The 12,489-nt window shown below is 54.4% G+C and carries 11 protein-coding genes; 8 read left to right on the top strand and 3 right to left on the bottom strand.

From position 1 onward, the window contains the following. Positions 1-107: 107 nt before the first annotated feature. The gene (locus LKE08_RS16585) at positions 108-881 is read right to left on the bottom strand and encodes a pantothenate kinase (protein ID WP_324705356.1); all 774 of its coding nucleotides are present in this window, start codon (positions 879-881) and stop codon (positions 108-110) included. Between the two features lie 209 nt (positions 882-1,090). On the opposite strand from LKE08_RS16585, the gene LKE08_RS16580 reads away from it, so the two are divergent. From LKE08_RS16580 to ureG, 5 genes are all read left to right on the top strand, one after another. After that, positions 1,091-2,965, top strand: a complete 1,875-nt coding sequence (locus LKE08_RS16580; RefSeq protein ID WP_324705355.1) for an ABC transporter ATP-binding protein — start codon at positions 1,091-1,093, stop codon at positions 2,963-2,965. A gap of 92 nt (positions 2,966-3,057) precedes the next feature. Beyond that, positions 3,058-4,194, top strand: a complete 1,137-nt coding sequence (locus LKE08_RS16575; RefSeq protein WP_324705354.1) for an ATP-binding protein — start codon at positions 3,058-3,060, stop codon at positions 4,192-4,194. 29 nt (positions 4,195-4,223) lie between these two features. Continuing rightward, entirely contained in the window at positions 4,224-6,878 is a 2,655-nt protein-coding gene (locus tag LKE08_RS16570) for a PAS domain S-box protein (RefSeq protein ID WP_324705353.1), read from the top strand. Beyond that, positions 6,879-7,664 (top strand): class I SAM-dependent methyltransferase, encoded by a 786-nt coding sequence (locus tag LKE08_RS16565; protein WP_324705352.1) that lies wholly within the window; start codon positions 6,879-6,881, stop codon positions 7,662-7,664. It abuts the gene before it with no gap. Positions 7,665-7,697: 33 nt separating this feature from the next. Beyond that, positions 7,698-8,306, top strand: a complete 609-nt coding sequence (gene ureG / locus LKE08_RS16560; protein WP_324705351.1) for an urease accessory protein UreG — start codon at positions 7,698-7,700, stop codon at positions 8,304-8,306. Between the two features lie 49 nt (positions 8,307-8,355). On the opposite strand, the gene LKE08_RS16555 is transcribed toward ureG, so the two are convergent. Further along, the gene (locus LKE08_RS16555; RefSeq protein ID WP_324705350.1) at positions 8,356-9,906 is read right to left on the bottom strand and encodes a helix-turn-helix transcriptional regulator; all 1,551 of its coding nucleotides are present in this window, start codon (positions 9,904-9,906) and stop codon (positions 8,356-8,358) included. Positions 9,907-10,461: 555 nt separating this feature from the next. Here LKE08_RS16555 and LKE08_RS16550 point away from each other — a divergent pair. The 3 genes from LKE08_RS16550 to rsmD all read left to right on the top strand — a co-directional run bounded on the left by LKE08_RS16550 (position 10,462) and on the right by rsmD (position 12,121). Beyond that, positions 10,462-10,764, top strand: a complete 303-nt coding sequence (locus tag LKE08_RS16550) for a hypothetical protein (protein WP_324705349.1) — start codon at positions 10,462-10,464, stop codon at positions 10,762-10,764. A 125-nt stretch (positions 10,765-10,889) separates the two neighbouring features. Next, positions 10,890-11,543 carry an imidazole glycerol phosphate synthase subunit HisH gene (hisH, locus tag LKE08_RS16545; RefSeq protein ID WP_324705348.1) on the top strand — a complete coding sequence of 218 codons (654 nt, stop codon included), beginning with the start codon at positions 10,890-10,892 and terminating at the stop codon, positions 11,541-11,543. A gap of 8 nt (positions 11,544-11,551) precedes the next feature. Beyond that, entirely contained in the window at positions 11,552-12,121 is a 570-nt protein-coding gene (gene rsmD, locus LKE08_RS16540; RefSeq protein ID WP_324705347.1) for a 16S rRNA (guanine(966)-N(2))-methyltransferase RsmD, read from the top strand. Here rsmD and petG read toward each other — a convergent pair. Next, positions 12,118-12,234 (bottom strand): cytochrome b6-f complex subunit V, encoded by a 117-nt coding sequence (gene petG, locus LKE08_RS16535; protein WP_317265763.1) that lies wholly within the window; start codon positions 12,232-12,234, stop codon positions 12,118-12,120. The genes rsmD and petG overlap by 4 nt on opposite strands. Positions 12,235-12,489 lie beyond the last annotated feature (255 nt).

The raw sequence follows: 12,489 nt of genomic DNA, 5'->3' as shown, positions 1-12,489 counted from the left end.
GAGAAAATTTCCCGGAATCAAAGCCCCCAAAATTGGCGGTTTGGGGGCGAGAAAATTTCCCGGAATCAAAGCCCCCAGAATTGGCGGTTTGGGGGCGAGAAAATTTCCTATTTATCGGCGGCTCGACTCTCGCCAATCATCGCAGTTGACATCCCCCAAAAAATGGCTTCGGGGGCTTCAATGATGGAAGTCCCTATTTTGGGGTATTGGCGTTTAAAATAGGTGAGAATTCGGGTGCGATCGCCCCCAGTGATCGCGATTTTGGTATCTGAAAAATTTTCCGTCCAAGCCTTGATAAATCCCATCATTCCTGCTATGATAGTATAAATAATTCCGCTTCTAATTGCCCCGTCGGTATCGGAGGCGAAACGCGGGGGGAGATCATCCGGCAGGGCAATTTCCGGCAACGTTGCCGTGCGGTTGGCGAGGGCGGAAAACTGTAATCCCAAACCGGGCAAAATCGCGCCGCCGACCAAGTGGCGATCGCCGTCCGCCCCCGTCACGGTCAAAGCCGTCCCCGCATCGATTAATAATATCGGAAAGCCCAATTTTTCCCCCGCCCCCAACACCGCCAGGGCGCGGTCGATGCCCAGGGTCGGATACAACCCCCCCAGTGGCAAATCCTCCAATTTGAGAACTTTTAAATGGGGATAGTTTTCCCACCATTGAGTTTGTGCGGGGACGACGGAAGCCACAACCAAAGGTAAAGGCGATCGCCCATCAATCCAATTCCACCCCATTTCCGAAGGGGATTTTTGCAAATGGTCGGTATCCCAAGTTTCGATTAAAGTCGCGCCCCGAAACTTGCCCCAGTGCAGGTGAGAATTGCCGATCGCCAATCCCAACCAAAGGCGATCGGAGTCAAACAAATGATCCAACATATTTTGATAAAAAAAAATCGGTCAAATTTTGTATAATACAAACGTCCGTTTTTGAGCTTGAGCGCCCCCACTCGCCGCCTTTAATGTCAAATTCTCTATAATACAAACCTCCGTTGTTGGGCTTGAGCGCCCCCACTCGCCGCCTTCAATATTACCCGATTCCCAAAAAACCGTTAAGCTAAAAAACTGCCACCCCATCCGCGATCGCCATGTCATTCAAACGCCGCAACCGCCGACTCGACAACCCCACCCCCGAACCGCCGAAGCGATCGCGACAAACCCGCTTTTTCAACGTCATCTCCAACACCCCCAAACTCGTCAAACTGGTGTGGCAAGCCGCCCCGGGCTACCTCCTCGCCTCCACCGCCGTCACCCTGATTCGCGGCATCGGACCCGTCACCGAACTCTACGTCACCAAACTCGTCGTCGATCTCGTCGTCGCCAATATCGGCAACCCCCAGATCGCCTGGTTCCCCATCTTCGGACTCGTCGCCTTACGCTTCGGCTTGAGTGTCGTTTCGGAAGTCGCCAACCAAGCCAACGCCTACACCCTGCAAGTCCTCAAAGATCGCTTTTCCCTCCACGCCAACGGCGTCCTCGTCCGCCAAGCCATCCGCCTGGACCTGTCCCACTACGAACTGCCCGAATTTCACGACACCCTCAGCCGTGCCCAGCAGAGTGGCAGCGATTACCCGGTGAGAATTTTGGGCACCCTGACGGGTTTGTTGGGGCAGTCGGTGAGTTTCGTCAGTTCCATCGCCCTGCTGCTGAGTTTCAGCCCCCTGGTGATGGTGTTGCTGCTGCTGACGTCCGCCCCGGCGTTGTGGGTAAGTGTGAACTATTCCGGGCGCCGGTTTTGGCTGTCGCGATCGCAAACTCAGGCGGGACGGCGGGCTGATTATCTGCAACGGGTCCTCACCCAGAACGCCTTCGCCAAGGAAGTTCGGCTGTTCCGCCTCGGGGAATATCTCCTGCAACAGTGGGGGGACATCCGCAGCGAATTTAACCGCCAGTCGGCATCCCTCGCCCGTCGCTTCGCCTCGGTACGGGGTTGGGCGGGGACGGTGGCGAATTTCGGCTACTACGGCGCCTACGGATGGACGATCGCCCGCACGGTTCAGGGTGCGATTACTCTCGGGGATTTTACCATGTATTCCGGCGCCTTCGCCCAGGCTCAATCGGTGTTGCAACAAATCCTGCAAAGTATCGCCCAAACCTACGAATATAATTTGTACGTTTCCCAGTATTTCGAGTTTCTGGATCTCTCGCCGCAGGTGATCGATCCCCCCGATCCGAAACCGTTTCCAAATCCGATCGTCTCCGGCTTGGAATTGCGGGACGTGACGTTTGCCTATCCGGGGGCGAAACAACCGACGCTGCAACAGTTGAATTTGACCGTAAAACCGGGGGAAAGTGTCGCGTTGGTGGGGGTGAACGGGGCGGGAAAAACCACGCTTTTGAAATTGATTACCCGACTTTACGATCCCACCGAAGGGGAAATTGCGATCGATGGAATACCCTTAAATGCGATCGCCCTGGAAGATTTGCGGCAGAATATCGGCGTGATTTTCCAAGACTTCGCCAAGTACAGTCTCACCGCCCAGGATAACATCGGATTCGGCGATCTTTCGCGGCGAGATGACTTGGCTTCTATCGATAAAGCGGCGACTGCCGGGGGGGCGACAGAAGTGATTGAATCTTTGGATCAGGGTTACGAAACCATTTTGGGAAAAATCTTCAACGGGGGGACGGATCTGTCGGGGGGACAGTGGCAAAAAATCGGCATGGCGAGGGCGTTCATGAGTTCCGCCCCGATTTTAATTTTAGACGAACCGACGGCGGCGTTGGATGCGATCGCGGAGTCGGAATTGTTCCAAAGATTTCGCCGTCTGACGAAAGGAAGAATGACGTTTTTTGTCAGCCACCGCTTTTCGACGGTTCGCATGGCCGATCGCATCGTGGTGCTCGAAAACAGCCGTATCATAGAGGTGGGTTCCCACGCCGAATTGATGGCGGCGGGGGGACTTTATGCCAAGATGTTCAATTTGCAGGCAGCGAGTTATATCGGCGAGGCGGACCGTTGATTTTGTCGGGCGACAATTGAGAGCCGTCCCCCATACTGCGGTACAATTGAACGGGGGTTCTTATCCCCGTGTCTCCCCCGCTTGCATCGCCCATGAAAAGCCATTCCGCCGAAACTGAAAAAGGAAATCTTTTGATCGTTGACGATACGCCGGACAATTTGCGGCTGCTGTCGGCTACCCTCGGCGATCGCAACTACGAAGTGCAATGTGCCATCAACGGAAAGTTGGCGCTGATGGCGGTCAAAAATAATCCCCCCGATTTGATATTGCTGGATATCAAAATGCCGCAGATGGACGGCTACGAAGTTTGTTCGACCTTAAAAACCATGCCGGAAGCGGCCGAAATTCCGGTTATTTTTCTCAGCGCTTTGGATGATGTCCTCGACAAAGTGAAAGCGTTTTCCGTCGGCGGGGTGGACTACATTACCAAACCGTTTCAAGTGGAAGAAGTGTTAGCGCGGGTGGAAAATCAACTGACAATTCGGCGACTTCAAAGACAGTTGAAACACCAAAATTCCCGCTTGAAACAATTAAATGAAGATCTGAAGCGATCGAATCAAGAACTCGAACAATTCGCTTATATTGTTTCCCACGATCTCCAGCAACCCCTGCAGACGATCACCGGATTTGCGGAATTGATGCTGGCCCTGAAATCCCAAATTCAATTTGAGGAGGAAGCGGAAGAATACGTGCTCCCCATTTTGGATGAAGGAATGCGGCTGCAAGAATTAATTAAAAATCTGCTGCATTACAGCCGGGTGGGAACCAAACGGCATCCGTTTGAAATGGCGGACTGCAACGTTTTGCTGTCGGAAACCCTTGCGAACCTGCACCTGGCGATCGCGGAAAGTGGTGCTATCATTAATTATGACGAGCTGCCGACGGTCTTCGGCGATCGCGTTCAGTTGGGGCAGTTGTTTCAAAATTTGATCGGCAATGCCCTCAAATATCAGCGTCCGGGTGTTCCTCCAAAAGTTACAATTTCCGCCGTCAAAAAGGACGAAATGTGGCAATTCGGCATCCACGATAACGGAATCGGCATCCCCGCCGAACAGGGCGATCGCATTTTTCAGATCTTCCAAAGGCTGCACACGAGCCGCGAATATCCGGGAAATGGCATCGGTTTGGCGATTTGCCGAAAAATTATCGACCGCCACGGGGGACGCATCTGGGTGGAGTCGGAAGTGGGGACGGGGACGAGTTTTTATTTTACCCTTCCCACCGGTTAAATGCCCACCTCAAAACCCATCCGCCAGCCATGAATCGGGAACCCAAAACTTATTTTCAATTCAAACAGTTGGAAGCGGCGCTGGAAGAAAGCGAAGCCTTCCGGCGGGATCTGTTTCACCGCACCCCCATCGCCGTTGCGGAAATCTCCCCCGAGGGTCATTTTTTGGAGGTAAATGCGGCGTTTTGCCAGTTCGTCGGCCATTCCCAATCGGAATTGTTAGAGTCGGATTTTAACGCCATCACCCACCCGGAAGACCGCGAAATTTCCCGACAGAATTTCGCCAAATTGATGGCGGGGGAGGTGAAACAATATACCCTGGAAAAACGCTACCGCCACCGGGACGGACATTGGGTTTACGGGATCGTCACCTGTTATTTGCGGTTCGATTTGGCGGGCCATCCCCGGTCAGCGATCGCCCAGGTAATCGACATCACGGAACGGAAGCGATCGGAAGAAGAAATTCGCCAAAAAGAAGAGTATCTCCGCCTCCTCCTCGACAATATCCCCCAGCAGGTGTTTTGGAAAGACATGAATTTGGTGTTTCGGGGCTGCAATCAAAAATGGGCGGAAGCGGCGGGGTTGGAAAGTTCCGAGGCGGTGGTGGGCAAGACGGATTTTGATTTGTTTGGCGATCGCAGTATCGCCGAATTTTACCGGGAAAAGGATCGCCAAGTTTTGGAGTCCAGAACCGCCGAAATGAACCGGGTCGCCCCCAAGCAAAAACCGGGGCCGGGGGGGCGCCGAATTTGGCTGGATGTCAGCCGCATTCCCCTAGTGAAATCCGATGGCGAAGTGTTGGGAGTTTTGGGGGTATTGGAAGATATCACCGAACGCAAGGAAATCGACGAAAAGCTGCGATTGACGCAATTTTCTATCGACAAATCGCGGGATTATGTCCTGTTCAGCGATATCGAAGCCCGGTTTTTTTACGCCAACGAAGCGGCCGGTCAGATCCTCGGTTATTCCAAGGCAGAATTGCTAAAAATGGAGGTGCGGGATATCGATCCGATCGCCCCTCCCGGGGGCTGGCCGATCGCCTGGGACGACCTGCGGCGGGAAGGTTCATTTACCTTTGAATCCGAACATTATACCCGCAGCGGCGAGGCGATCGCGGTGGAAATTACCCTCAGCCATTTGGAGTACAATAACCGGGAATACGGCTGCGCGGTGGTGCGGGATATCCGCGATCGCAAACAGGCGGAAATCGCCCTCCAACAGGCCAAAGAAACCGCCGAGACGGCCAGTCGCGCCAAAAGTGAATTTCTCGCCCGCATGAGTCACGAATTGCGGACGCCGCTGAACGCGATCCTGGGATTTACGCAACTGATGGAACGGGAACTTTCCCACCATTCCGAAACGACCCTCCGCGATCATCGAGAACACTTGGAAATCATCGGCCGCAGTGGCGAACATCTCTTAGATCTGATCAACGATGTCTTGGAAATGTCGAAAATTGAGGCGGGTCGAATTTCCCTCAATCCCGGCAATTTTGACTTCCGGATGTTGTTGAATGGCATCCGGGAAATGCTGGAACTCAAGGCGCGATCGAAGGGCCTGACCTTGAATTTTGAAATAGCAGATGACATCCCAAATCATCTCTGCGCCGACGAAAGCAAACTGCGTCAGGCCTTGATCAACTTATTGGGAAATGCGATCAAATTTACCGAGGTCGGCGGTGTGACTCTGCGGGTGAAATTGGGTCAATTGGACGCTTCCAAACTGCAACTTTGGTTGGAAGTGGAGGATACCGGCCCGGGAATTTCTCCCCGGGAAATGGATCTGTTATTTGAACCCTTCGCCCAGACGGAAACGGGCCGCAAGTCGCAACAGGGGACGGGGTTAGGACTCTCCATCACCCGACAATTTGTCCGCCTGATGGGGGGAGAAATGCAGGTCAAAAGTGAATTGGGGCGGGGGACGATATTTCGGTTTGACATTCAAGCCGAAGTGGCCGAATCGACCGCAGAAAAGCCAGAAATTGCCACCGGACGGGCGATCGCCCTGGCCGAAAATCAGCCGGATTATCGCATTTTGATCGTAGACGACAACTGGACGAACCGCAAATTGGTGGTGAAGTTATTAAAACCCCTTGGCTTCCAAATTCGAGAGGCGGAAAATGGCCGGGAGGCGATCGCCATTTGGGAGGAATGGGAACCCCATCTGATTTTTATGGACATGAGAATGCCGGTGATGGACGGCTACGAGGCGACCCAGTTCATCAAGCGTCATTTGAAGGGTCAGGCCACCGTGATTGTCGCCCTGACCGCCAGCGCCCTACAGCAGGAAAAATCGATTGTTTTATCCGCCGGCTGCGACGATTTCGTTCGCAAGCCGTTTCGGGTAGAACGGTTGTTTGAAACGATGGCGAAGCATCTGGGGGTGCGGTTTATTTACGAAAAAACTGCCGCGAATCACGGGAAAAACGGCCCAATCACACCCTCCCAAACGCCGCCGATCAATTATACCGACCCGTCCGATTTGACGCCGGATTCCCTGGCCGTGATGCCCCCATCTTGGATCGCAGAACTCAATCAAGCGGCGACCAAACTGAATGGCAAGTTAATTGCGGATGCGATCGCCAAAATTCCGCCCCACCACGAATCCTTGGCCCGGATGCTCGCCCGGTTGGCGGCGGATTTTCGCTATGATATTATCATCGACCTGACCAGGAATTCCAAATAAATGACGCTCAATCGGTTAAAATTAAAAGGTATGATTTCGGCGATCGTTACTATCATTTTCGCGATCGCCTTGACTTCCTGCCAGTCGGTTCAAGCTCTGACCGTCACCGAATCGGACGGCATTTATGAAACGCGATCGCTCCACAGTCCCGACGGAATCGGCAAATTTTACATGGGGCGAGAAATTGCCAAAGTCATGGGACACGAAGCCGCCGCCTGGTTGGAACGGGACGACCGCGCCACCTCGGAAAATCCCCGAACGGCGATCGCCTCCCTCGGCCTACAACCCGCCGATGTCGTCGCGGATATCGGCGCGGGAACCGGATATTTTACCTTTAGAATATCTCCGTTAGTTCCCGATGGCAAAGTGTTGGCGGCGGACGTTCAGCCGGAGATGTTAGAGTTGATGCAATTCGTCATCGACCGAGAACAAATCACCAACGTCGAACCGATTTTGAGCGCCCCCGACGACCCCCACTTGCCCGAATCCGCCGTAGATTTGGCGCTGATGGTGGATGCCTATCACGAATTTAAATACCCCCGGGAAATGATGGAAAAAATAACCGAGAGCCTGAAACCGGGCGGACGGGTTGCCCTGGTGGAATACCGCCGTGAAAATCCGTTTATTTTGATCAAAGGGTTGCACAAAATGACGGAAAAACAAGCCGTCAAAGAAATGGAGGCGGTGGGTTTGCAGTGGGTCGAAACCCTGGAAACCTTGCCCCAGCAACATCTGATGATTTTCCAAAAACCGGGCGATCGCAACACCCGAACCATGCTAAAATAATACAATTTCGTAAATCCGGTTGTTGAGGCGCTTATGAGTCCGTTTCGAGTCGGCATCGCGGGTCCCGTGGGTTCGGGAAAAACAGCCCTGCTGGATGCGTTGTGCAAGGCGATGCGCGATCGCTTTCAAATTGCCGTCGTCACCAACGATATTTACACCCAGGAAGACGCACAATTTCTGATGCGATCGCAGGCTTTAGATCGCGATCGCATCGTGGGGGTGGAAACGGGGGGATGTCCCCATACCGCCATTCGGGAAGATGCCTCCATCAACCTGAGCGCGATCGAAGAATTGGAGGCGACTTTCAACAATTTAGATCTGGTCTTTTTGGAGAGTGGCGGGGATAATTTGGCCGCCACCTTCAGCCCGGAACTCGTCGATCTCACCCTTTACGTCATCGACGTCGCCGCCGGAGATAAAATCCCCCGCAAAGGCGGGCCTGGAATCACAAAATCCGATTTATTGGTGATCAATAAAATCGACCTGGCGCCCTTCGTGGGGGCGGACTTGAACGTGATGGAGCGGGACGCCAAAAAGATGCGGGGCGATCGGCCTTTCGTGTTTACGAATTTGAAGACCAAACAGGGATTGGAAACCGTTCTAGAATTTATCCAATCCCGTATGATCGTGGCGATCGCGTAGTGAAAATAACCCCCCTGCCGGGAGGTAAGGGGGGACGCCCGGAAGAGAATTATTGGCGTTCCAGGAGTTGTTTGAGTTTTTCCTGCAGGGCGGGTTTGATCCGGATGCGTCCCCGTTCGATATCCCGCACCCAACTCTGACTTTTACCCAGAGATTGAGCCAACTTTCGCTGACTCCAACCCTTGCGTTTGCGGTTTTCCAAAACCCAGCTTCCCCCCAGGGTCGAAACGGGTTTTTTGACGCGCTTCGTCCGAGTTCGGCGGGGAGTTTTGTGGAATTTGATGCTATCGAGATCGGCGATCGCCCGCCCCCACTCGGGGGGCAATTCAAACTGCAAAATCCGGGCGTTCATCAACTGAGAAAGTTTGTAGCGGGGGCTGGGATCGGTGATGCTGAAATCCTGCTGGGCGTCATTCATCCAAAATTCCAGAGCTTCCTCTCCGTCTTCCGGCAACGTCAACAATTTGACCCACATCGGTTGCAGTTGGGGCGGGTAGGTTACGGGGTCGAAAATGGGGTGGAGGCCGTAGTCGTACAAGACTTTTAAATCGCCTTCAAAGGTGCGGACGAGTTTCTTGCGTCGATCGCGGTCGTAGAGGGATTGTCGGACTTTTTCTTCCCCGTAGCCGATCCGCAACAAAGTGGACACGGCGACGGGTTGGGTTTGGCCCACCGTCAGCTTGAATAACAGCCACGCGATCGCCCGGACGGCGCCTTCGTGCTGTTGCCAATACCGCATGATGGCTTTCAAGATAAATTCGGGCAGAATTCCGGTCTGATAAAAGGCGGTTTTTTCCCGCGCCGCCTTGCGGTTGAGGAAGTATTCCGCCCAGCGTCCAGCCCGGATCATCAACGTCAGTCCGACCAAATGTCCGTCGGCCGGATCGGTGTGGTGGTTGATATCGAGTAGTTCCCAAACCGGATGTTCTTCGAGGGTAAATTCGCCGATCGCACCCTGGCGGGGCCAGTCCAAAGAAACGGTGAGTTGGCAGGGTTGCAACGCCAGGGATTCGATCAGGGCGAGTTTGGCCTGTTTGTCGAGATCTTTTCGCCGATCTAATCCCAGATAATGTTCGATTTGCTGGCTGTCGATGGCGAAGGGTTGGTCCCAGGGGCGATCGACATGGGTCGCCAAGGCGGCGTAGATCAGGTTCAGGGCGGCGGCTTTGATATCAAAATCGGCGATCGCCTGTCGGGCGGTTTCTGAGGTCAGGGAACGGCAGTCGAGGCGGTCGGAAATCCGAAAACACATTTCCCCTTCCCCCTTTTTGATCGACCGCCGGTAACAGAGTTTTTGATCGCGATCGGAATGCCAAGACAGGGAAAGACCTTGGGTGAGAATATTCGTCGCTTCCCAGATGACCAGGGACGAGGCGAAGGGGTTGCTGCGGCCGTTGGGGAACAGGTCAAAATCGGGGGACGGATAGTATCGAAACCCCCCGTCTGCCGTTTGCAGGTGACACGGCGACTTGACACAGCTCGAGATCAACCGATCGCGCACTTTCGCGAACTCCAACTCGCGCTCGGCCGGGGCGCCGATGTCATTGGGATGGCAGGAACCGCAAATGGTGCATCCGACTGTGGGCAGAGAATCAGGCATATTTTGACGCACTCCATATCTCCAGGGCATGATGACATCTAAACCGAGGGAAAAGCCCCTCCAACCGGCTAAAATCAACCGACGCTTTTTTCGCAGAATCCAACAACGCAGTCAATCCAAATCTCACTCTGTGGGAACCGAATGCAGATGTTATACATCATGCGATCTTGAGTATTGCAGTTCGCCCGCCGGCAATCTGTTAAATCTGAGCATTTTGAGCGATCGCGGCACATCTTCACATTTTTTTCATAAAAATTAATTTCGATTAAAAAATATTATCAAATTCTCAATTTTGCGACGATGTTTTTGAGTCAATTTTCTCTCCCGACGCTTTAAAAATTCGAGCCTCATCCGTGCGATCGGAGCCGGCGATCGCCCAATTTTTAATTTGCATCCGGATAAAAAACGCCGGGGCGGTGGACGTGGGGTTTTATCATCGAAAGATGACTTGCATTTCCGCTATTTGCGCTACAGATGGTGTTAAGATAATATAAAGAAAAAGTCGGTTTGTATACAAACTTAACATTCGACCTGTAGAGTTGAACACCAGCAACTATGAAAATTGAGATCGAAAGCAACGACTTTGACGAAAAGTGTTACTGCCACCTGTGCGGCAGCCCCTTCCGCCCCCGGGAGGTCGTCGCCCGGGCCTACCGGGATTCGGGGGAATTCCTCAGCGAAGTCTGTCCCGAGTGCATCGCCAAGGGCAGCGAAAGCATCAGCGATCGGATGCACCGCCGGGCCGAGACCCTGCGGGCGATCGCATCCGAACTCGACCGCCTCGCCGGCAGCGACATTTGTTCCCCCACCCTCGAACAGTTGAACGTCATGAACCAAGTCGTCAACGCCCTGCGGTAGTTTGGGGAGTCGGGAGTCAGTATTAGGGAGTCGGGAAGAGGAGGCCAGACCCCTCCGCTTCCTGGGCTCCCCTACCTCATCTTCCGATATCATGAAAGATGACTTCACCTGAACGAGGACTGTCAATGACGCGAATCGCAGTGATCGACTACGACATGGGCAACCTGCACTCGGTCTGCAAGGGACTGGAGAAGGCGGGAGCCACCCCCGAAATTACCGACGATCCGGCGGTCATCGGCGGCGCCGACGCGGTGGTTTTGCCCGGTGTGGGGGCGTTTGACCCGGCGGTGCAACACCTGCGATCGCGCGATTTGATCAGCCCCATCAAAGATGTCATCGCCTCCGGCGTCCCCTTTTTGGGGATCTGCCTGGGACTGCAAATTTTGTTCGAGTCCGGGGAAGAGGGAACCGAACCCGGACTCGGAGTATTTGCCGGGACGGTGCGGCGGTTCGCGTCGGAACCCGGGCTGACGATCCCGCACATGGGTTGGAACCAACTGCAATTCACCCAACCCGACCTACCCCTGTGGGAGAATTTGGGCGAAAATCCCTGGGTATATTTCGTGCACTCCTATTATGTCGATCCGGCGGATGCGGCCATCACCGCCGCCACCATCACCCACGGCCGCCAAACCGTGACCGCCGCGATCGCCCATGAAAACGTGATGGCGGTGCAGTTTCACCCCGAAAAATCTTCGACGAGGGGCCTGCAACTGCTCTCCAACTTCGTCAACCGGGTGGCCTCCCGCCAACAGACGGCGGGTTCGGCGTCGCGATAGTCGTCGGAATGGCCCTGAGAATTTACGGCAACCGCCAGCTCAAAACCCTCCCCGGACGGGACACCCGGCCGACGCCGGCCCGGGTGAGGGAGGCGGTGTTCAATATTTGGCAGCCGATCGCCGGGTGTCGGTGGCTGGACCTGTGCGCGGGCAGTGGCTCGATGGGGGCCGAGGCCCTGTGTCGCGGGGCGGCGAGTGCGGCGGCGATCGAACTCTCGCCGCGGGCCTGCCAGATTATCAAACAAAATTGGCAACAGGTAGCGACATCCGAACAGCCCTTTCGGGTTCTGCGGGGGGACGTGGCGAAGCGTTTGAAATCCCTGTCCGGGGAACCATTCGATCGCATCTATTTCGATCCGCCCTATGGGTCCGATTTATATGAACCGGTTCTGGAGGCGATCGCGATCGAGCGACTCCTCGCCCCCGGAGGGGAACTGATCGCCGAACATGACCCGAAGCGGGAGATGGTGGAAATTCCCGGTTTGGCGATCGTCCGTCGAAAAGTCTACGGATCGACGGCCCTCACGTTTTATTCCGGGAGTCAGGGCGATGCGTGCGATCGCCCCGCCGGAAATTAGTCAATGTTGAGTTGATTGCCACGCTTGTACTGCTGGTAAGCCGCGAAGAAGAGTCCGGCCAGCGTCACCAAAATCAGACCGAGGACGATTCCAGAGAGTAAGGGTTCGATCACGTTGAAACTCCTAATGTTAACTTTTGATTCATTACTTAATATCTCATATCTGAGTCCCGATGCGGCGAATTGGGGCGGGGGGGAAATCTGAGATTGTAGGGGATCGCTGCCATTCGCCCCCCCGTTAACCGATCCCCACTCCCCAATACCGACTCCCCACCTGCCCCCCCCGAACGGGATATAGCGCTGCTAGAGGGGGTGTAGGGTGTAGGGTGTAGGGTGTAGGGAGGGGAAATTCCCTCGACATCAGGGTTT

The sequence above is a fragment of the Lyngbya sp. CCY1209 genome (genome assembly GCF_035615495.1).
Taxonomy (GTDB): Bacteria; Cyanobacteriota; Cyanobacteriia; order Cyanobacteriales; family Microcoleaceae; genus Limnospira.
The sequence above is the reverse complement of the archived record's forward strand: the minus strand, read 5'-3'. Positions and strand labels throughout refer to the sequence as shown.